Below are 20,411 nucleotides of genomic sequence, written 5' to 3' on the forward strand. Positions count from 1 at the left end.
CCCGTTCAAGCGCGACGCCCTAAGGTGCGACCATAGGGAGTCGCAGCGCCGCACTATCTTTTTGTTTTTGCGCCGGATCAATCCGAAAAGCGCGACATGCGCCTTAGCCTGTCCGCAAGCTTCAGGCGCCGGTGATCAGCTTCCCCGCCTTGGAGATCCACGACCCGGCATTTTCGCGCGGCGCAAGCCCGTTGCTCTGCAGGAGCTTGTAGGAATCCTTGTACCACTGGCTGTCAGGGTAGTTGTTGCCCAGCACCGCGGCGGCCGTCTGCGCTTCCGAGGTTAGGCCCATGGCATAGTAGGACTCGGTCAGGCGCGCCAGCGCCTCCTCGACATGGCGGGTGCTGGAATAGTTTTCGACCACGTTGCGGAAGCGCTTCACGGCGGCGATGTAATCGCGGCGCTCGAGATAGTAGCGGCCGATCTGCATCTCCTTGCCTGCGAGCTGGTCGTTGGCGAAGCGGATCTTGTCCTTGGCGTCGCCGACATATTCGGAGTTCGGCCAGCGCGTCACCAGATCCTGCATGGTCTGGATGGTCTGGCGCGCTTCCTTCTGGTCCTGGGTGACATCCTTGATCTGGCGGTAATAGCTCAAGCCGATGATGTATTGCGCGTAGGCGGCCTCGTCGGTCGACGGATAAAGCGTCAGATAGCGCTTCGCGGTGCCGATCGCCTCGTCATAATTGCCGGCGCGATAGTCGGCGAAAGCGCCCATCACCATCGATTTGCGCGCGAATTCCGAATAGGGATGCTGGCGGTCGACGGCGTCGAACTTCTTGCTCGCCTCATCGAGGCGGCCGGCATTCATGTTGGCCAGGCCCTGGTTGTAGAGAACGTCGGCCGGTTCGGTCTGGTCGACATAGGTCGCCAGGTTGACATCCTTCTCGGAGGACATGCAGGCCGACAGCACGAGCGCGGGAGCAACCACCGACAGCGCCAGCAAAACACCTCGACGCGGCGCTACCGATTGACCAACTCGCGAAAAAAACATGTTTGAATTCCGCCCCTTCGGCGTCGTTTCGGTCCGGGCCGCAGCCATAAACCATTATCCCCTTGCCCGGCAACGCTATGTCCGGCCAATCGCACATTTTTGTGGCGGCTGCCGAACGCCGCGATCCGAGCACGATTTCGTGCCTCGGTGATGTATTAATACCACACCGCCCTGCATTAGAGCAAACCCGGCGGCGATGTCCTGCGACATCGATCGGGACCCTGCCACAAGGTGGCAAAGGAAGCGTTACATATTGAGGGCCTGGAAACGCCGCGGCTGACGCCTGTGACCGAGCTTTCGCGCTCGAAGGACGGCGCGCAGAGCATGGCGATGTCGGCTATGAGATCAGACGCCTTAGATGACCCAAGGCGCGTAGACCGGCCCGCTGACGGCGATCATCTCGGCGACGCGGCCGCGCTCGCGGCGCCGCGTCTCGACGATCTCGAAAGCCGTCCGGTCGGAAAGCAGCCGGCGCAACGCCGAAGCGTTCATCCGATGGCCGCCGCGATAGGAACGGAAGCAGCCGATGAAGCGCGCGCCGGCCAATGCCAGATCACCCATCGCATCGAGCGTCTTGTGCCGGGCGAACTCGTTGGGATAGCGCAAGCCCCCGACATTGATGACGCGGTTGTCGTCGCCGATGACCAGCGAGTTTTCCAGGGATGAGCCGAGCGCGTAACCGGCGGCCCACAGCCGCTCGACATCCTTCATGAAGCCGAAGGTCCGCGCCCGTGCAATGTCGCGGCGGAAGATATCGGGGTTAATGTCGGAGGCGAATTGCTGGCGGCCGATCGCCGGGCTCTCGAAATCGATCTCGACCTCGAAGCGCGTGCCGTCATAGGGCCGGAACTCCGCCCAGGAAGCGCCGGCTTCCACGCGCACCGGCTTGACCACGCGGATATAGCGCCGCTTCATCGCCAGCGTCTCGATGCCGGCCTGGTCGAAGGCTTCGACGAAGGCCATGGCGCTGCCGCCGAGAATCGGAACTTCCGAACCGTCGATCTCGATGACGAGGTTGTCGATGCCAAGACCGAACACAGTGGCCATCAGATGCTCGACGGTGCCGATATGCTCGCCTGCCGGATCGCCGAGCATGGTGCAAAGATCGGTGGCGCCGACTTCCGCGACCAGAGCGCGGAACTCACGGGCTTCGCCGCCATTCGAAAGAAGGAAGACGATGCCCGTATCGGCGTCGGCCGGCAGGAAATGAACGGTGACGGGTTTGCCGCTATGGACGCCGATGCCAGTCAGCGTCGCGCGCGATTTCACTGTCGTCTGATAGTCGTGCAAGAGTAACCCCATACGCCCAAAATGCCTGCGTCCGCTCTATCGGCCTTGGGTATCTTGCAGCCAGATGGATGGTCTGGCGCTCGCACAAAGGCGGCAAAATAAGCAAGAGCATGCGGCTCTGTATGATCGGCAGGCAGGGCTACTCCCCGAATCCCGGCAAACCGACTTTAGTCCGTGGCGAAGATAATGGTCCCCTTGGGAGACTCCAAATCACGGTTTCTTACCCCGTGTAACCACCGGAACGCGTCAGAAATATCTCGTAACGCATTGTTATAAATACCCTTTATAAAAGCAACAGGCAGACGATTTCTCGCCTGCCTGTTAACAACCGTTATATATCGTTAACGATCGGCGGTCCGCCGTATCGGCGATCGGCGGTCCGCTGTATCGCTCAGTTGGCCTGGCGGCGCAGGAAAGCCGGGATCTCCAGCTGGTCGTCTTCCTGGACCGTGCGGGCCTGCGGCGTCAGCCGGCCCTGATCGTCGAGCTGGCCACGGCGCGGCGCGTAGAGCTGCGGATCCTGGCTGGCGAGGCGGCGCATCTCCGGTGCCGCCTGGCGCAGCTTCGGCTCGCGCGGCTGCGCCGGCTGGAGCCGGGCCGGCTCTTCCTCGCGGCGGGTCAGGCCGTTGGTCAACCGCTTGATCAGCCCCATCGGACCGCTGTTTTCATGATCCGCGGGCCGCGTCTTGGCTTCGACTTCAGCCCTTACGACCGGCGGAAAGTCTTCCACGCGCGGCATGCGCTGCGGCGCCACGGCCACCGGCTGCGGCATCTCGCGCTGCGGCGCGGGCTGCTGCATGACCTGCTGCGGCACCACAGGCTGTGGCTGCGGCTGGGCCGGCGGAGCCTGGAAGATCTTGCTCTGCGGCCGGAAGTCGTCGACCGGCATGGGGCGCGCCTGCGCCATGGCGGCGGCGTTTGCCTCGGCGAGTTGGATCGCCTCGGCGACGGGATCGACCGCGCGCGGTTCGTAGACCTGCTGCTGAACCGGTGCCGGGCGGATTTCAGCCACCGGAGCCGCCGCCGGACGGCCGGCCGGCTTCTGCGGCGCGCGGATCGAAATCGGCGCCGCGGCGATTTCGGCGGCCGACTTGTCGATGCCGGTGGCGACGACCGATACGCGGATCACGCCTTCCAGCTCCTCGTCGAAAGTGGCGCCGAGGATGATGTTGGCGTCCTGGTCGACCTCTTCGCGGATGCGGGTCGCGGCTTCGTCCACCTCGAACAGGGTCAGGTCGCGGCCGCCGGTGATCGAGATCAGCAGGCCCTTGGCGCCCTTCATCGAGGTCTCGTCGAGCAGCGGGTTGGCGATCGCGGCTTCCGCCGCGGCCATCGCGCGGCCTTCGCCCGAAGCCTCGCCGGTGCCCATCATCGCCTTGCCCATCTCGCGCATCACCGAGCGCACGTCGGCGAAGTCGAGGTTGATCAGGCCTTCCTTGACCATCAGGTCGGTGATGCAGGCGACACCCGAATAGAGCACCTGGTCGGCCATGGCGAAGGCGTCGGCGAAGGTGGTCTTGTCATTGGCCAGCCGGAACAGGTTCTGGTTGGGAATGACGATCAGGGTATCGACGCATTTCTGCAGTTCCTCGATGCCCATATCGGCCGTCTTCATGCGGCGCTGGCCTTCGAAATGGAACGGCTTGGTGACGACGCCGACGGTGAGGATGCCCTTCTCGCGCGCCGCGCGGGCAACGACCGGAGCAGCGCCCGTGCCGGTGCCGCCGCCCATGCCGGCGGTGACGAAGCACATATGCGTGTTGGACAGGTGATCGATGATCTCGTCGATGCACTCTTCCGCCGCCGCGCGGCCGACTTCCGGCTGCGAGCCGGCGCCAAGGCCTTCGGTGACATGCGCGCCGAGCTGGATCAGCCGCTCGGCCTTCGACATGGTCAGCGCCTGCGCGTCGGTGTTGGCAACGACAAATTCGACCCCGCGCAGACCGGCGGTGATCATGTTGTTGACGGCATTGCCGCCGCCGCCGCCGACACCGAACACGGTGATGCGGGGCTTAAGCTCGGTGATGTCCGGCTTTTGCAGATTGATGGTCATTGTCTCCGTCCTTTGCCTTTCCCGCCGCCTCGCCGCTGCGGCCGCCTATGGGGCTGTCCCCGTCAAATTAAAAACTGTCTCTCAACCACTGACTCATGCGATGCAGTTTTCCGCCCGTCCCGGTCATCCTGAAACCGGAAAGTCCTTTCGCCGAATGGCTCTCGAAGCTCGCCATCTGCGGATAGATCATCAGTCCGACCGGGGTCGAGAACGCCGGTCCCTTGGCCGCTTCCGGCAGGCCGGCCACGCCGAGCGGCCGGCCGATGCGCACATTGCGGCCCAGAATGCGGCGCGCCGCTTCCGGCAGGCCGGAGAGCTGGCTGGCGCCGCCGGTCAGCACGACGCGTTTTCCCACGGCGTTGCCGTAGCCGGACTTGTTCAGCCGGTCGCGCAGAAGCTCCAGCGTCTCGTCGATGCGGGCGCGGATGATGCGCGTCATCACCGAGCGCGGGATCTGCAGCGGCACATCGCCTTCCTCGCCGATCGGCTGGATCGAGACGAGGTCGCGGTCGTCGGCGCTGCCGGGCAGCGCCGAGCCGTGCATCACCTTCAGCCGTTCCGCGGCGTCGAGCGACGTCGACAGGCCCTTGGCCATGTCGAGCGTCACATGGTTGCCGCCGATGGCGATGGCGTCGCCATGGACGAACTTGCCTTCCGAGAACACCGAAATGGTCGTCGTGCCGCCGCCCATGTCGATGCAGGCGGCGCCCATTTCGAGCTCGTCATCGACCAGCGAGGCAAGCCCGCTGGCGTAGGGTGTCGCCACCATACGCTCGACCGACAGATGCGAGCGGTTGATGCAAAGCTCCAGATTGCGCATGGGTGCGGCATCGCCCGTCAGCACATGCATGTCGACGCCAAGCGCATCGCCGACCATGCCGCGCGGATCGCGCATGCCGCGCTCGGCATCAAGCGAGAAACCGACCGGCAGCGAATGGATCACCTCGCGCTCGGCCCTCAGCGCCTGCTTGGCGCCGGCCGCAAGCACGCGCTTGATGTCGACTTCCTCGACCTGATGGCCGCCGAGATTGATGGTCGCCGAGAAGGCTTCGCTCTTCAGCCGGCCGGCCGTCATGTTGACGATGAGGGAATCGACCGTGAGCCCGGCCATGCGCTCGGCTGCATCGACGGCCAGGCGAATGGCATGTTCGGCGCGGTCGAGATCGACCACGACGCCCGACTTCACGCCCTGCGACTTCTGGTGACCGATGCCGATCACCTGGATGCGGTGCGAACGCCCGCGCAGCAGCTTGCCGTCTTCGTTCGGCTTGAGCTTCGCCACCACGCAGCAAACCTTGCTGGAGCCGACATCGAGCACCGTGAGCGTGCCCGACCGGCGCGAAGAAGCATCGGCACTGCCGCCAAGCCAGTTCATATCTTTGTCCCCGCCTTGCGCTTGGCCAGGTTCTTCGGCTTGTCGCTGAGCGCGGCCTCGCGCTGCGTCGCGGCTTCCGGCGAAAGCTCCACGACCAGCCGGTCAGGGAGCCGCATGTCGACGGCAGCGATGTCGCGCGTCAAAAGCCCGTTGTCATGATCGATCTTGACCAATTCGGCGACCGCCTGGCCCTCGTCGTCTTCCGGCAGCTTGATCGTGATGCCGTTTTCAAGCCTCAGATCCCAGCGGCGCTCGCCGACCCGGATGTAGCCTTTGACCCGCGCCTCAAGCTCAGGATAGCGCTTGATCTTCTCCAGAAAGGCCGGCGCCATGGCCGGCGCGCCCGTGCCGATGATCAGCGGCAGCTGTGCCTGCTTGCCGCCCGAGAACGGCGCGATCACTTCGCCCGACCGCTCGATGACCGAGACCGAAGTGCCCTGCTGCCAGAGCGCAAAAGCCTCACGCTCCTCGATGCGAACCTCCAGCGTGTGCGGATAGATCTTGCGCACCGCTGCGCCCTCGACCCAGGGCAGCGTCGCGATGCGCTCGCGCGCGGCCTCGGCGTCGAAGCCGATCAGCGAGGTCCAGCCATCGAGGCCGAGCCGGTCGAGCACATCGATTTCGGACGTCTGGCGATTGCCGACCACCTTGATCTGGTCGACGGCAAAACCGGTGCGGGCCGTGATGCCCTGCACGACGGCGTCGGTGTAGCCGCCAAGATAGGCGCCATAGGCGCTGCTCGACGCGATGAGCGCGGCGGAAAGGATCGCCGCCGAAAAGCGCGGCGCTTCATACTCGCCGCCGCACAGGCGCCCCAGCACCCGCACCGGCCGGCGAAGCTGACGCGGCAACACGAAACGGTCGAATGACAGCGACATGCCGAACAGCGCGAAACCAGCCGCGCCTCCGCCATTACCCTGTCCCCACCTCAACGCAGACACGAAGCGTCCTCCACCATCCAACTCAACAAATCGCCGAACGAGTGTCCCGCTTGCGCGGCGATTTCGGGCACCAGAGACGTCGGCGTCATGCCCGGCTGGGTGTTGACCTCAAGCCAGACAACCTCGCCGTTTTCGGAGTGGCGGTCGTCGTAACGGAAGTCCGACCGGGAGACGCCCCGGCAACCGATGGCAAGATGAGCCTTAAGGGCCAGTGTCTGTATTTTTTGGTAAATATTCGGTGAAATTTTAGCAGGGATTTCGTGTTTTGATCCGCCCGGAACGTATTTTGAATCGTAGTCGTAGAAGGAATGCCCGGTCGGGATGATTTCGCAGACGCCGAGCGCCACATCGCCCATCACCGCGCAGGTCAGCTCCCGTCCATGGACGTAGCGCTCGACCATGACGATCTCGCCATATTTCCACTCGGTCGAGCCGATCACCTGCGGCGGATGCGACTGCCCCTCATGCACGATGACGACGCCGAAGCTCGACCCCTCATTGACCGGCTTGACCACATAGGGCGGTTTCATCGGGTGCTTGTTCTGGACAGCGAAGCGATTGACCACCTTGGATTCCGCAACCGGAATGCCGGCCGCCTTGGCGACTTTCTTCGCCTGCTCCTTGTTCATGGCCAACGCCGAGGCGAGCACGCCCGAATGGGTGTAGGGAATTGCGAGATATTCGAGAATTCCCTGGATGGTGCCGTCCTCGCCGAACGGGCCGTGCAACGCGTTGAAGGCAACGTCGGGCTTGAGCTCGGCAAGCACAGACCCGACATCGCGCGAAACATCGACGCGGGTGACCTGATAGCCTTCAGTCTCGAGCGCATCCGCACACGCCTTCCCCGAGGACAGAGACACGGGCCGCTCCGAGGAGAATCCACCGAGGAGAACAGCCACATGCTTCTTCTTCATTTCCCGTCATCCCCTCTCACGCCGGGCCTGCAACCGATATTCCCGCACGACATTCCCAAGCATTGAGTCCGAGTCTTCCGGCAGGTTGCCCCCCCAGACGGAAAACGCGGCTGAACGCGTCGAACGACTCAAATCAGGAAACGCTTTAGGGCAGAGAATCAGAGAGTTGATTCGCTGGCAAGTGCCTATGATTCCGAGAGATTCACTTTCCGCGAAAACAGCCGAGAAAAGTGTGTTGTTGAGTCTTTGCAGCAACGGTTGACGCCGCCGCGGAGCACCGAAGTTCAAGTACTACTTGAACTTCACGAGGCGCTGAGGTGCGTTGAGATTCAGGTCAGGCCGAGTCGGAGTCGAACACGGGCGCGAAGCGACCAAACAAGGTGGCATGCGAGAACCGGCCTACGCCGGCCGTAGCCTTCATCGGGCGGAGACACTTATGAGGGCTTTGGCCGGCGAAGGCCGGAGCGGAGCGTATTAAAAGTACGTGAGCACCGGCCTACGCCGGCCGTAGCCTTAACTGCCACGCCACTCCCAGGAACACATGCTTCGGCCGGCAAAGGCCGGAAGCGCAGGAGGCCGCCGTTTGCAGGCCGGCATCACCTGAATGTCAACGCACCTCAAAGGAGCTGTCCGAGGAACTCTTGCACGGCGTGGCCCGGCCGGAAATTGCCGAGGCGCTTGATCTCCCAGTGCAGGCGGATGCCGGAATTCTCGAGCACGCGCGCCCGTACCGTCTCGCCGAGATATTCGAGGTCGTAGCCGGTGGCCGTGCCGGTGTTGATCATGAAGTTGCAATGCATCGGCGACATCTGCGCGCCACCGATCATCAGCCCGCGGCAGCCGGCCTTGTCGATCTCCTTCCAGGCCGAAGTGCCTTCCGGATTCTTGAAGGTCGAGCCGCCGGTCTTTTCGCGGATCGGCTGCACCGTCTCGCGATGGTTCTGCACTGAATCCATCGCCGCCTTGATCGCCGCCTTGTCTTCGGCAACGCCTTCGAAGGTCGCCGAGGTGAAGATCAGTCCGGCGGGCGCCGATGAGTGGCGATAGGCGTAACCCATATCGGCATTGCTCAGCGTATGGAGATTGCCCTTGCGGTCCAGCGCCCTCACCTCGACGACCCGCTCGCGCGTCTCGACGCCGTTGGCGCCGGCATTCATCCTGAGCGCCCCGCCAATGGCGCCGGGAATGCCATGGTAGAAATGGAAGCCGCCGATGCCGGCTTCATACGCCACCGCGGCGACACGCTTGTCCGGCGTTGCAGCACCGGCCTTGATCGTGGTCGCCCCGATGACCTCGGCCTCGCCAAAACCCTTGGCCGAGAGCCTGACGACAAAACCCGGAATGCCGCCGTCACGAACCAGAAGGTTCGAGCCGACGCCGACCACCATGACCGGCACCTCTTCCGGCACCGCCCGCAGGAAGGCAGCAAGGTCCTCCTCGTCGGCGGGCTGAAACAGCGCCTCAGCCTGACCGCCGGCCCGGAACCAGGTGATCTTGTCCATCTCGGCGTTCGGCGTGACACGGCCGCGCAGGCCGGAAAGCTTATCGCCAAGCCTGTCGATGAGATCCTGGCCGCGCATCATGAGGGCGTCCCGCCAAGTTCCTTGGGCAGCGCATAGGCCCATTGCGTGATGTTGCCGGCACCGAGGAAGACGACAAAGTCGCCGGGCTTGGCCAACTCGCGAATGGCTGGCGCGATCGCCGCCGCGCCGTCGATATAGCGCGCATCGCGATGACCGCCGGAGCGGATGCGCGACACCAGCGCGTCGGAAGTGACACCTTCGATGGGTTCCTCGCCTGCCGGGTAGACCGGCGCCACCATGACGGTGTCGGCGTCGTTGAAGCAGACCGAGAATTCCTCGAACAGGTCGTGCAGCCGGGTGAAGCGATGCGGCTGCGCGATGGCGATGACGCGCCCCTTGGTCGCGCTGCGCGCGGCCTTCAGCACCGCCGCGATCTCGACCGGATGGTGGCCGTAATCGTCGAACACCTCGACGCCGTTCCAGGAGCCGGTATGGGTGAAGCGCCGCTTGACGCCGGCGAAGGAGGACAGGCCCTTCTTGATCGCTTCGGCCGAGAGGCCGAGCTCATGCGCGACCGCGATCGCCGCCGTCGCGTTGGACACGTTGTGCCGGCCGGGCATCGGCAGGCGCAGCCCCTCGATGATCGAGGTGCCGCGCCCCTTGCGGTCGCGGATGACGACATCGAACTCCGAGATCGCGCCTTGCGTGCGATGGTTGGTGAAGCGCACGTCGGCCTGCGCGTTCTCGCCATAGGTGATGACGCGCCGGTCCTCGATGCGGCCGACCAATGCCTGAACCTCGGGATGGTCGGTGCACATCACGCCGAAGCCGTAGAACGGCACGTTCTCGACGAACTGGCGGAAAGCCTCCCGCACCTTGTCGAAGCTGCCATAGTGGTCGAGATGCTCAGGGTCGATGTTGGTGACGACGGCGATGTCGGCCGGCAGCTTGAGGAAAGTGCCGTCGCTCTCGTCCGCTTCGACCACCATCCATTCGCCATCGCCCATGCGCGCATTGGTGCCATAGGCATTGATGATGCCGCCATTGATGACGGTCGGGTCGAGCCCGCCGGCTTCGAGCAGCGTCGCCACCATCGAGGTGGTCGTCGTCTTGCCATGCGTGCCGCCGATGGCGACCGCCTGGCGGAAGCGCATCAGCTCGGCCAGCATCTCGGCCCGGCGCACGATCGGCAGCAGCTTCTCGCGCGCGGCCTTGAGCTCGGGGTTGGACTTCTTGATCGCGGTCGAGACGACAACGACTTCGGCGTCGCCGAGATTCTCGGCCCTGTGGCCGACGAAGCATTCGATACCCTTGTCGCGCAGCCGCTGCACATTGGCGCCGTCGGCCTGGTCGGAACCCTGCACCTTGTAGCCGAGATTGTGCAGCACCTCGGCGATGCCGCTCATGCCGATGCCGCCGATGCCGATGAAATGCACGAGGCCGATCGTCTGCGGCATCTTCATGCGCGCGTCCTCCTGTAGTCTGAAACCGTTTTGCCGGACGCAATAGCCTCTGTCAGATCGGCGAGCAACCGCGCCGCGTCGGGTTTGCCGGCGGAGCGGGCCGCGGCGGCCATGGTCGCCAGCCGGTTCGGATCCTGCATCAGCCCGCCGACCAGCTCGGCAATCCGTTCGGCCGACAGGGTCGACTGCGGATGGAGCTCCGCGCCACCGGCCGCGGCAAGTGCCGCGGCATTCGCCGCCTGATCGTGGTCGAGCGCATGCGGGTAAGGCACCAGCAATGCCGGCCGGCCGATGACGGCGATCTCCGAAACGGTAGAAGCACCGGAGCGCGACATCACCAGATGCGCCGCCGCCATGCGCGCCGCCATGTCGGTGAAGAAGGGCGAGACCTGGACGTCGACGCCGAGCTCGGCATAGGCGGCCTTCACCCGCGCCACATCCTCGGCGCGCGCCTGCTGGGTGATCGCCAGCCGCTTGCGCAGGTCTTGCGGCAAGAGCGCGATCGCAGCCGGAACGGCATCGGAAAAGAATTGCGCGCCCTGGCTGCCGCCGAACACCAGGAAGCGGAACGGCTCACTCTCGTTCGATGCCACGTAAGGCGTTTTCGCCGCCTCTCGCACCTGCGGCCTGACCGGATTGCCGGTGGTCACGGTTTTGGCGCCGTCCGCGCTTTCCCCTTCCGGCAGGAAGCCGCCGGCAATCGCATCGACGCGACTTGCCAACGCCTTGTTGGCGCGGCCCATGACCGCGTTCTGCTCGTGGATCAGCGTCGGCACCTTGCGCCGTGTCGCCGCATAAAGCGGCGGCAGCGTCGGATAGCCGCCGAAGCCGACGACCGCCTCCGGCTTGATCCGGGCGATGATGCGTCCGGCTGCGCGCACGCCTTGCCAGATCTTCCAGAAGGCCGAGATCACGGCGACCGGATTCTTCGAGCCCAGCGTCGCCGACGGGATCGCATGGATGTCGGCGGCGGGAAACTGGCCGGAATAACGCTCGGCGCGACGGTCGGTGGCAAGATGCACCTTCCAGCCGCGCTCGATCAGCTCATGCGCAAGCGCTTCGGCCGGGAACAGATGTCCGCCCGTTCCGCCGGCTGCAAGCAGGATGACACCCTTTGCCATCCCGCCTCATTCCGCCGGCATTGCGCGTTGCGCAAGGACGAAGCCCATCTGCTTGCGCTTTTCCGGCCGCTTGCGCGTCAATGCCAGCACCATGCCCATCGAGACGGCGATGGCGATCTGCGAGGAGCCGCCATAGGAGATGAAGGGCAGCGTCATGCCCTTGGCCGGCATCAGTTGCAGGTTCACGCACATGTTGATGGCCGATTGCAGGCCGAACACGGTGACCAGCCCACCGACCGCGTAGCGGGTGAAATCGTCATGCTCCTTGAGGGCGATGTTCAATCCGCGCAGCACGATGAAGGCGAAGATCGACATGATGAAGAAGCACATGATCAGCCCGAACTCCTCACCCGCGACCGAGAAGACGAAGTCGGCATGGCTGTCGGGGATGACCCGCTTCACCGTGCCCTCGCCCGGGCCGACGCCGAACCAGCCGCCATTGATCAGCGCCTCGCGGCCCATATCGACCTGAAAGGTGTCGCCTTCGCCGGTGAGGAACTTGTCGATGCGCGCGGCAACATGTGGAAAGACCGTGTAAGCAGCAAACAGACCGCTTGCCCCGGTGATGCCGAGAGCCATGATCCACAGCCACGGCAGGCCGGCCATGAAGAACATGACGCCCCAGGTGCCGGTCACGAGCATGGTCTGGCCGAGATCGGGCTGAGCGACCAGCAGCGAGACCACCAGGACAAGAAGCAGCAGGGCGAACAGATTGCCGGGAATGTCGGGCTGGCGCCTGTGCTCGGCAAAGAGCCAGGCGCAGATGACGACGAAGGCCGGCTTCAGGAATTCGGATGGCTGGATCGAAAGGCCGGCGAGCGACACCCAGCGCCGCGCGCCCTTGACCTCGACGCCGATGTAGAGAACCGCCACCATCAGCACCAGCATGATGCAGAGCATCACCAGCGACATACGTCTTATCTGCCGCGCCTCCAGGAAGGAAACCGCAAGCATGACGATGAGCGCGGGGATGGTGAAGATGATCTGCCTGGTGGCGAAGTGGAAGCTGGTGAGGCCGATGCGCTCGGCGACCGCCGGGCTTGCCGCGAAGGACAGGATGATGCCCAGTCCCATCAGCGACAGGAATGCCGCCAGGAACCAGCGATCGATCGTCCACCACCAGGTTGCGACGGGACTTTTGTCGAGACGGCTTTGCATCAACGTGGCCCTCCGATGGGTTTCACCCCATCAATAGCAGTCGCAGCTTGCCTGAAGGCTTCGCCGCGAACCTCGAAATTCTTGAACTGGTCGAAGCTGGCGCAGGCCGGCGAAAGCAACACCACCGCCTCGCCGCCGGCATCATTTGCCGCGTCGTTGGCGGCATGCTCGACCGCCGCGGCAAGTGTTCCCGATATCTCGTAGGGCACGGCCTCGCCGAGCGTCGCGGAAAAGGCGGGCGCCGCCTCGCCGATCAGATAGGCCTTGGCGATGCGCGGGAAGAAGCCGCGCAGCGGCTCAATGCCGCCTTCCTTGGGAAGACCGCCGGCGATCCAGTAGATGCGGTTGGGGAAACTCGACAGCGCCGGCGCCGCCGCGTCGGCATTGGTCGCCTTGGAATCGTTGACGAACAGCACATGGTCCTTGCGGCCGACCTGCTCCATGCGGTGCGCCAATCCCGGGAAGCTCTCGAGCCCGGCCTGGATTTCGCCAAGCTCGAGCCCGACCTTGAGGCAGGCGACCACGGCGGCCAGCGCATTCTGCGCATTGTGCTGGCCGCGCAGCGAGCCGATGCCTTCGAGGAAGGCGACGCGGCTGTAGCGGCCGTGCTCGGCTTCCATCAGATTGCTGCCGTCGGCGAAATAGCCGTCGGTCAGCGGCAGGCGCTTTGAGATGCGGACGACCTGCCGGCCGGCGCGCTCCAGCCGGTCGGCGATCTGGGCGCCCCAGGAATCGTCGACGCCGACGATCGCGGTGTCCGAACCGGCGACCAGCCTTTCCTTGATCGAGGCGTAATGCGCCATCGTGCCATGCCGGTCGAGATGGTCGGGCGTGAGGTTGAGCAGCACGCCGGCGGTCGGATTGATCGAGGGCGCGAGATCGATCTGGTAGGACGAGCACTCGACCACATAGTGCCGCCGCGGCTCGAGCGGATCGAGCGTCATGATGGCGCGGCCGATATTGCCGCCCATCTGCGTGTCGCGGCCGGCCGATTTCAGGATATGCGCCGTCAGCGCCGTCGTCGTCGACTTGCCGTTGGTGCCGGTGATCGCAATGAACGGCGCTGCCGGCGCTTGGGCGATGCGCTCGCGGCAGAACAGCTCGATGTCGCCGATCACCTCGACGCCGGCGCCGCGCGCCAGTTCCACCGCCCAATGCGGCTTGGGATGCGTCAGCGGCACGCCGGGCGACAGGACGAAGGCGGCAAAGTGCTGCCAGTCGGCGGCGCGCAGATCACCGGTCGCAATGCCCGCGGCTGCTGCCTTGGCGACGCTGTCTGGATTGTCGTCCCAGGCCAGCACCTCGGCGCCGCCCGCGATCAGCGCATGCGCGGTGGCAATCCCCGAGCCGCCAAGCCCGAAGAGCGAAACGCGTTTGCCTGAAAAGGAAGCTGCGGGGATCAAACGGGGCGTCCTATCTGAGCTTGAGGGTGGAGAGGCCGACCAGCGCCAGGATCACGGCAATGATCCAGAAGCGGATCACCACCTGGCTTTCGGTCCAGCCCAGCTTTTCGAAATGGTGATGGATCGGCGCCATCAGGAAGACGCGCTTGCCGGTCATCTTGAAGTAGCCGACCTGGATGATGACCGAGAGGATCTCGACCACGAACAGGCCGCCGACGATGACCAGCACGATCTCGTGCTTGGTGGCGACCGCGATGGTGCCGATCAGGCCGCCCATCGCCAGCGAGCCGGTGTCGCCCATGAAGATAGCGGCCGGCGGGGCGTTGAACCAGAGGAAGCCGAGGCCGGCCCCGATCACCGCGCCGAGCACGACGGCGAGCTCACCGGTGCCGGGAACGAAATGGATCTGCAGATATTCGGCGAACACCGCGTTGCCCGAGAGGTAGGCGATGACGCCGAAGGACGCCGCCGCGATCATGATCGGCACGATCGCCAGGCCGTCGAGGCCGTCGGTCAGGTTCACCGCATTGCCCGCGCCGACGATGACGAAGCAGGAGAACGGCACGAAGAACCAGCCGAGATTGATCAGGAATTCCTTGGCGAAGGGGAAGGTCAGCGATGACGAGAACGGCGCCTGGCCATTGTGCATGATCACCCATGCCGCGATGGCGGCGATGATGAACTCGATCGCCAGTCTCGCCTTGCCGGAAAAGCCCAGATGCGACTGCTTGGTGACCTTGAGATAGTCGTCGTAGAAGCCGATCGAGCCGAAGCCGACGGTGACCAGAAGCACCACCCAGACATAGATCGAGGAAAGGTTCGCCCACAACAGCGACGAGCCGATGATTCCGGACAGGATCATCAGGCCGCCCATGGTCGGCGTTCCGGCCTTCTTGAAATGCGTTTGCGGACCGTCGGCGCGGATCGGCTGGCCCTTGCCTTGCCGCAGCCGCAGCGAGTTGATGATCGTCGGCCCGAAGATGAAGACAATCAGCGCCGAGGTGATCAGCGCGCCGCCGGTGCGGAAGGTGATGTAGCGGAAGACGTTGAAGAACGAGATCCGATCCGCGAAATCGACGAGCAGTGTGAACATGGTCTTTCCGTCCCCCGGAGCCCGACCTAGGTCGGTTCGATGTTTGCGGCTTCCGCCGGAAATTTGCCGAGCAACGCCTCGACCAGCTTTGAAAACCCGATGCCCTTCGACGACTTGACCATCACCACGTCGCCAGGCCTCAGCGCGGAGATCACGATCGGTTTCAGTTCCTCGGCGCCTGGCCGATACTCGGTCTGGACATCGGCGGGCAAAACCTCGGCCAGCGCCTGCATTTCCGGGCCGCCTAGAAAGACATTGCGTGTGCCCGTGCCGACGATCAGCTCGGCAAGCGCGGCGTGCAGCTTCGCCGAATGGCTGCCGAGCTCAAGCATGTCGCCGAGCACGGCGATGCGCCTGCCGTCGCCCGTGACGGGCGTCGCGTTGAGCAATGCCATGGCCGCCGCCATCGACGCCGGATTGGCGTTGTAGCTCTCGTCGATCAGCGTGATCGGCCCGTTTGGATGGTGCAGGACATGGCGCCGGCCGCGCCCGCGCTCGGCCGCAAGATCGGCAAGCGCGGCGGCCACTTTTTCGAGATCGGCGCCGACAAGCTTTGCTGCTCCCAGCACGGCCAGCGCGTTCTGCACCATGTGGCGGCCGGGCGCGCCGATCCGCGCCGCGACATCCTCCTTGCCGATCTTGGCGGTGATGTCGGAATGGTCGGCGTGAAGCTCGCAGCCGGTGAGCCGGAAGGTCGAGCGGGTGTTTTCGCCGAAGCCGAAGATATGCTCGACACCGGCTTCCTTCGCCATTTTCTCGAGCAGCTTCCAACGGCCATCGTCGCGGTTGAGCACCGCCGCGCCGCCGGGTTCCAACCCTTCGAAGATTTCCGCCTTGGCCTTGGCGATCTCGTCGAGATTCTTGAAGAAGCCGAGATGCGCGGCGGCGATCATCGTCACTATGGCGACATGCGGCCTGACCATCTTGACCAGCGGCCTGATCTCGTCCGGATGGTTCATGCCGATCTCGAAGACCGCGTAATCGCAATCCTGCGGCATGCGGCCGAGCGTCAGCGGCACCCCCCAATGGTTGTTGAACGACTGCGCCGAGGCGTGCACCTTGCCGACCGCCGACAGCACATGGCGCAGCGCTTCCTTGGTGGTCGTCTTGCCGGCCGAGCCAGTGACAGCAATGATCTTCGCCTTCGAGCGCGCGCGGGCCGCGACGCCGAGTTTCTCCAGCGCCGCGAGCACATCGGGAACGACGATCATCGGCGCCGTCAGCCGGCCGAGCGACGGCAGCTTGCCCTCGGCGACGACCAGCACGGCGGCACCCGCTTTTACCGCCGCTGTCGCGAAATCGTGGCCGTCCATCGCCTCGCCCTTGATGGCGAAGAAGGCGTTTCCCGGCTCCAGGCTGCGACTGTCGATCGAAATGCCGGTGATGCCTTGCGGCAGCGAGCCGATCGGCCTGCCTTCCATGGCTTCGACCAGGGCTTCCGACGTCCACAGCAGGCTCATGCGGCGCGCTCCTTCAGCGCTTCGCGCACTTCCTCATGGTCGGAGAAGTGGAAGGTTTCGCTGCCGATGGTCTGGCCCTCCTCATGCCCCTTGCCGGCGACGATCAGCGTATCGCCGGCGCGGAGCATCGCCACCGCGTCATGGATCGCCCTGCGGCGGTCGCCGATCTCGATGGCGCCGGGCGCGGCGGCAAGGATCGCCGCGCGGATGGTTTGCGGCACTTCCGTGCGCGGATTGTCGTCGGTGACGATGACGATATCGGCAAGGCGCGTCGCGATCTCGCCCATGATCGGCCGTTTTCCGCGGTCGCGATCGCCGCCGCAGCCGAACACCACGACGACGCGGCCCGTGGTGAAAGGCCGGACCGAGGTCAGCACGTTCTCCAGCGCGTCCGGCTTGTGCGCATAGTCGACATAGACCGGAGCACCGGCGGCGGTGGTGCCGACGAGGTCGAGCCGGCCCGGCGCGCCTTTCAATTTTTCCAATGCCGCCAAGGCTTTGCCGGCGGATGTTCCAGTCGCGATGGCAAGGCCGGCCGAGACCAGCGCGTTGGCGATCTGGAAATCGCCGGCCAAAGGCAAATCGACCTCGTAGAGCACCCCGTCCGCCACGACCTCGGCGCGCTGCCGGTGGCGTTCATGCTCGACCCGCTTCAGCGTCAGGAAATCGCCGTGACGGCCAACCGTCAGCACCTTCAGCCCCGCCGCCTTTGCGGCCTTTATCGTCGGCTCCGACCACGGATCGTCGGCAAAGACGATCGCGGGCGCGCCCTTGGGCAGCAGCGTGTCGAACAGGCGCAGCTTGGCGCGGTGATAATCCTCGACCGTCGGATGGTAATCCATATGGTCGCGGCCGAGATTGGTGAAGGCGCCGGCCGCGAGCTTCACGCCGTCGAGGCGGCGCTGGTCGAGACCATGGCTCGAGGCCTCCATCGAAGCGTGGGTGACGCCGGCATCCGCCAGTTCCTTGAGCAGTCGGTGCAGCGCCACCGGATCGGGCGTCGTCAGCGAGCCATATTCGTTGCGGCCGGGCGCGACCACGCCGGTCGTGCCGATCGAGGCGGCGGCAAGACCGGCCTGCTCCCAGATCTGGCGGGTGAAAGCCGCGACGGACGTCTTGCCGGCGGTGCCGGTGACGGCGACCATGGTCTGCGGCTGGCGACCGAAGAAGCGCGCCGCGCTGAGCGCCAGCGCCTGGCGCGGATCCTCGACTGCGATGACCGGGATCGACAGGCCGGAAACGACCGTCCCCTTGCTGGTAACGATCGCGGCAGCCCCACGGGCCGCGGCATCGGCCGCATAGGTCGACCCATCGGCCTTGCTGCCGGCGAGCGCGAAGAAGACGACGCCGGTCTTGACCGCGCGGGAATCGGAGGAAAGTCCGGTCACTTCCAGATCGGGGGAAGCTGTTCCCTCGACAGGCAGGACGCCGGCTAGATCTTTTAGATGCATTGAGTCCCGTTCACCGCAACAAAATAGCGCGCAGTTGCCGGCGCGCCCCAAGAATCACTGATAGGAAACCAGCGTTGCACCATTTTCATGGCTGAAATCTGGCTTCACGCCAAGCATGGCCGCCGAGCGCCTGATGATATTGCCGGCGATAACTCCCGCATTCGCGGCCGCGACGTCCGTCATGCCGGGCTTTTCCGGATGCGGAGCGTCGGCGATCGTAAACACCAGAAATTGCGGATCGTCCATCGGGAAGGCGGCGACGAAGGTGTTGAAGTTCAATTCCTTCGAGTAACGGCCGTTGATGACCTTCTCGGCCGTTCCGGTCTTGCCGCCGACGCGGTAGCCGGGAACCCTGGCGTTCCTGGCCGAGCCCTTTTCGGCGTTGAGCGAATAGAGGTAGCGCATGCCTTCGACCGTCTTGTCGCTGACCACTCTCTTGGCCACCGCCATGGCGTCCTGCTCGCTGCGGACCAGGAATGTCGGCTGGATCAGAAAGCCCTGCATCAGCGCCGCGCAGCCGACAGCGGCCTGCAGCGGCGTCGTCGACACGCCGTGGCCGAAAGCGATGGTGAACGAATTGACCTGTTTCCAAACCTTGGGTTCGGTCGGGCGGGCGATTTCCGGCAGTTCGGTCTGCATCTTTTCCAGAATGCCCAAGCGATGCAGGAATTCGCGGTGGCCCTCGATGCCGACCAGTTCGGCCTCCCTGGCCGACCCGATGTTGGACGAATAGAGGAACACCTCCGGCAACGACAGCACACGGTTCTTGCCGTGGAAATCGTGAATGGCCTGATGGCCTACCCGGATCGGATGCGAAGCGTCGAAACGACTGTTCATCGTCGCCTTGCCGGAATCCAGCGCCATGGCCGAGGTGAAGCTCTTGAAGGTCGAGCCCATCTCGTAAAGGCCCGCCGACATGCGGTTCAGCCGGTCCTTTTCCTGGGCGTTATAGGGATTGTTCGGATCGAAATCCGGCACCGAGGCCATGGCGATCACTTCGCCGGTCTTGATGTTCAGCACGACCGCGCCGGCGCCCAGCGCGCGATAGCGCTCCAGGCCGGCGGCGATCTCGTCGCGCACCACATGCTGGACGCGCAGGTCGATCGAGAGCCTGACCGGCTTCAGATCCTTGGCCACCGCCAGGCCCGACGCCTGCAGGTCGCTCAACCCCTGCTCGTCGATGTATTTCTCCATGCCGGAGATGCCCTGGTTGTCGATGTTGGTGAGGCCAACGATGTAGGACGACGTCTCGCCGCTCGGATAGAAGCGGCGCTTTTCGGTGCGGAAGCCCAGGCCGGGGACGCCCAGCGCCATGATGTCGGACTGCTGCTTCGGCGTCAGCTGGCGCTGCAGCCAGACGAATCCGGCACCGCTCTTGAGCTTGCGGTAGGTCTGCTCGTAGTCGATCTCCGGCAGCACGCTCGACAATTTCTCGATCGCTTCGTCGGCGTCGACGATGCGGCGCGGTTCGGCAAACAGCGACGCCGTCTTGATGTCGGTCGCCAGCACCTCGCCGTTGCGGTCGACGATATCCGGACGCGACGCCGTGACCCGGTTTTCCGGACCGCCCGAGAGGTCCGGATTCTGCATGCCGAGATAGACGAGCCTGCCGGCAATGGTCGAATAGATGGTGAAGAACACCGCCATCGTCATGATGATGCGCGTCTTGGCCCTGCCGCCGGTCGCCTTGCGGGCTGCATCGACGACGATCGAGCCGTCCTCGGCTGCCTTCTTGCGGCGCTTCAGCAGGTTGCCGATCCTTGGAAGCCTGCCGATCATTGCACGGTGCTCCCGGTGACGACCGGATCCTTGTCGTCCGAAGGGTCTTTGCCGGAGTTGTCGGCCATGCCGCCGAGCCGCTGCGAGGAGAGGTCCTCGATGGTCACGGGCTTCACCGGAATGTCGTCGAGACCGCCGATCTGATGCGCGTTGACCGGTTCGAGCCCAAGCTGGCTCTTGTAGACGTCGGTAAGTTTCTGCAGCCGCGACGGCTGGGTGAGCAGGCTCCAGTCCGCCTTGAGGAGATCGATCGTTTCTTCCTCGTAGCGGATCTGCGCCTGGATCTTCTGCACCGCCGCCAATTGCTCTTCGGCATCGCGCTTCGTCTTGTAGGTCAGGGCCGCGGCCGAGACCATGACGGCGATCAGGACTATGTCGCTGGTACGAAACACGTGC

Annotated in this window: 16 protein-coding genes; all 16 read right to left on the reverse strand. The window is 64.6% G+C overall.

Annotation, left to right across the window (positions count from 1 at the left end):
- Positions 1 to 121 precede the first annotated feature (121 nt).
- The 16 genes from KVT37_RS02955 to KVT37_RS03030 all read right to left on the reverse strand — a co-directional run bounded on the left by KVT37_RS02955 (position 122) and on the right by KVT37_RS03030 (position 20,407).
- Positions 122 to 991 (reverse strand): outer membrane protein assembly factor BamD, encoded by an 870-nt coding sequence (locus KVT37_RS02955; protein WP_217569450.1) that lies wholly within the window; start codon positions 989 to 991, stop codon positions 122 to 124.
- A gap of 354 nt (positions 992 to 1,345) precedes the next feature.
- Positions 1,346 to 2,293, reverse strand: a complete 948-nt coding sequence (gene lpxC / locus KVT37_RS02960) for a UDP-3-O-acyl-N-acetylglucosamine deacetylase (RefSeq protein WP_217569452.1) — start codon at positions 2,291 to 2,293, stop codon at positions 1,346 to 1,348.
- A 379-nt stretch (positions 2,294 to 2,672) separates the two neighbouring features.
- The gene (gene ftsZ, locus KVT37_RS02965) at positions 2,673 to 4,334 is read right to left on the reverse strand and encodes a cell division protein FtsZ (protein WP_217569454.1); all 1,662 of its coding nucleotides are present in this window, start codon (positions 4,332 to 4,334) and stop codon (positions 2,673 to 2,675) included.
- A 67-nt stretch (positions 4,335 to 4,401) separates the two neighbouring features.
- Positions 4,402 to 5,709, reverse strand: a complete 1,308-nt coding sequence (gene ftsA, locus KVT37_RS02970) for a cell division protein FtsA (RefSeq protein WP_135872273.1) — start codon at positions 5,707 to 5,709, stop codon at positions 4,402 to 4,404.
- Positions 5,706 to 6,650, reverse strand: a complete 945-nt coding sequence (locus KVT37_RS02975) for a cell division protein FtsQ/DivIB (protein WP_217569456.1) — start codon at positions 6,648 to 6,650, stop codon at positions 5,706 to 5,708. The genes ftsA and KVT37_RS02975 overlap by 4 nt, the downstream gene beginning before the upstream one ends.
- A complete protein-coding gene (locus tag KVT37_RS02980; protein WP_217569458.1) occupies positions 6,638 to 7,564 on the reverse strand; it encodes a D-alanine--D-alanine ligase in 927 nt (308 codons plus the stop codon). Before KVT37_RS02980 ends, KVT37_RS02975 begins: the two co-directional genes overlap by 13 nt.
- A 617-nt stretch (positions 7,565 to 8,181) precedes the next feature.
- Positions 8,182 to 9,147, reverse strand: coding sequence for a UDP-N-acetylmuramate dehydrogenase (murB, locus tag KVT37_RS02985; protein WP_217569460.1), 966 nt, complete (start codon positions 9,145 to 9,147; stop codon positions 8,182 to 8,184).
- Complete coding sequence (gene murC, locus KVT37_RS02990; RefSeq protein ID WP_217569462.1) at positions 9,144 to 10,550, reverse strand: UDP-N-acetylmuramate--L-alanine ligase; 1,407 nt, start codon at positions 10,548 to 10,550, stop codon at positions 9,144 to 9,146. Before murC ends, murB begins: the two co-directional genes overlap by 4 nt.
- Complete coding sequence (gene murG / locus KVT37_RS02995) at positions 10,547 to 11,671, reverse strand: undecaprenyldiphospho-muramoylpentapeptide beta-N-acetylglucosaminyltransferase (RefSeq protein ID WP_217569464.1); 1,125 nt, start codon at positions 11,669 to 11,671, stop codon at positions 10,547 to 10,549. Before murG ends, murC begins: the two co-directional genes overlap by 4 nt.
- Before the next feature lie 6 nt (positions 11,672 to 11,677).
- Positions 11,678 to 12,829, reverse strand: a complete 1,152-nt coding sequence (gene ftsW / locus KVT37_RS03000; RefSeq protein ID WP_217569466.1) for a putative lipid II flippase FtsW — start codon at positions 12,827 to 12,829, stop codon at positions 11,678 to 11,680.
- Positions 12,829 to 14,232: a UDP-N-acetylmuramoyl-L-alanine--D-glutamate ligase gene (murD, locus tag KVT37_RS03005; protein ID WP_217569468.1), complete on the reverse strand. Its 1,404-nt coding sequence runs from the start codon at positions 14,230 to 14,232 to the stop codon at positions 12,829 to 12,831. Before murD ends, ftsW begins: the two co-directional genes overlap by 1 nt.
- A gap of 10 nt (positions 14,233 to 14,242) precedes the next feature.
- Positions 14,243 to 15,325 carry a phospho-N-acetylmuramoyl-pentapeptide-transferase gene (mraY, locus tag KVT37_RS03010; protein WP_217569470.1) on the reverse strand — a complete coding sequence of 361 codons (1,083 nt, stop codon included), beginning with the start codon at positions 15,323 to 15,325 and terminating at the stop codon, positions 14,243 to 14,245.
- A 26-nt stretch (positions 15,326 to 15,351) separates the two neighbouring features.
- Positions 15,352 to 16,785, reverse strand: a complete 1,434-nt coding sequence (locus KVT37_RS03015) for a UDP-N-acetylmuramoylalanyl-D-glutamyl-2,6-diaminopimelate--D-alanyl-D-alanine ligase (RefSeq protein ID WP_217569472.1) — start codon at positions 16,783 to 16,785, stop codon at positions 15,352 to 15,354.
- Positions 16,782 to 18,236 carry a UDP-N-acetylmuramoyl-L-alanyl-D-glutamate--2,6-diaminopimelate ligase gene (locus KVT37_RS03020; protein WP_217569474.1) on the reverse strand — a complete coding sequence of 485 codons (1,455 nt, stop codon included), beginning with the start codon at positions 18,234 to 18,236 and terminating at the stop codon, positions 16,782 to 16,784. Before KVT37_RS03020 ends, KVT37_RS03015 begins: the two co-directional genes overlap by 4 nt.
- Positions 18,237 to 18,290: 54 nt before the next feature.
- On the reverse strand, positions 18,291 to 20,015 hold the full coding sequence (locus KVT37_RS03025; RefSeq protein WP_217569476.1) for a penicillin-binding protein 2: 1,725 nt from the start codon (positions 20,013 to 20,015) through the stop codon (positions 18,291 to 18,293).
- On the reverse strand, positions 20,012 to 20,407 hold the full coding sequence (locus KVT37_RS03030; RefSeq protein WP_217569478.1) for a hypothetical protein: 396 nt from the start codon (positions 20,405 to 20,407) through the stop codon (positions 20,012 to 20,014). Before KVT37_RS03030 ends, KVT37_RS03025 begins: the two co-directional genes overlap by 4 nt.
- Positions 20,408 to 20,411: the final 4 nt, after the last annotated feature.

This window comes from Mesorhizobium sp. GbtcB19, from assembly GCF_019091085.1.
Lineage (GTDB): Bacteria > Pseudomonadota > Alphaproteobacteria > Rhizobiales > Rhizobiaceae > Mesorhizobium.

What these genes read in the sequence shown, in the direction of transcription:
- KVT37_RS02980 (WP_217569458.1), bottom strand. Translation starts at nt 7,564, where the DNA reads ATGAAGAAGAAGCATGTGGCTGTTCTCCTCGGTGGATTCTCCTCGGAG.
- mraY (WP_217569470.1), bottom strand. Translation starts at nt 15,325, where the DNA reads ATGTTCACACTGCTCGTCGATTTCGCGGATCGGATCTCGTTCTTCAAC.
- murC (WP_217569462.1), bottom strand. Translation starts at nt 10,550, where the DNA reads ATGAAGATGCCGCAGACGATCGGCCTCGTGCATTTCATCGGCATCGGC.
- ftsW (WP_217569466.1), bottom strand. Translation starts at nt 12,829, where the DNA reads ATGCAAAGCCGTCTCGACAAAAGTCCCGTCGCAACCTGGTGGTGGACG.
- ftsA (WP_135872273.1), bottom strand. Translation starts at nt 5,709, where the DNA reads ATGAACTGGCTTGGCGGCAGTGCCGATGCTTCTTCGCGCCGGTCGGGC.
- KVT37_RS03015 (WP_217569472.1), bottom strand. Translation starts at nt 16,785, where the DNA reads ATGAGCCTGCTGTGGACGTCGGAAGCCCTGGTCGAAGCCATGGAAGGC.
- lpxC (WP_217569452.1), bottom strand. Translation starts at nt 2,293, where the DNA reads ATGGGGTTACTCTTGCACGACTATCAGACGACAGTGAAATCGCGCGCG.
- KVT37_RS03025 (WP_217569476.1), bottom strand. Translation starts at nt 20,015, where the DNA reads ATGATCGGCAGGCTTCCAAGGATCGGCAACCTGCTGAAGCGCCGCAAG.
- murB (WP_217569460.1), bottom strand. Translation starts at nt 9,147, where the DNA reads ATGATGCGCGGCCAGGATCTCATCGACAGGCTTGGCGATAAGCTTTCC.
- murG (WP_217569464.1), bottom strand. Translation starts at nt 11,671, where the DNA reads ATGGCAAAGGGTGTCATCCTGCTTGCAGCCGGCGGAACGGGCGGACAT.
- KVT37_RS02955 (WP_217569450.1), bottom strand. Translation starts at nt 991, where the DNA reads ATGTTTTTTTCGCGAGTTGGTCAATCGGTAGCGCCGCGTCGAGGTGTT.
- ftsZ (WP_217569454.1), bottom strand. Translation starts at nt 4,334, where the DNA reads ATGACCATCAATCTGCAAAAGCCGGACATCACCGAGCTTAAGCCCCGC.
- KVT37_RS03020 (WP_217569474.1), bottom strand. Translation starts at nt 18,236, where the DNA reads ATGCATCTAAAAGATCTAGCCGGCGTCCTGCCTGTCGAGGGAACAGCT.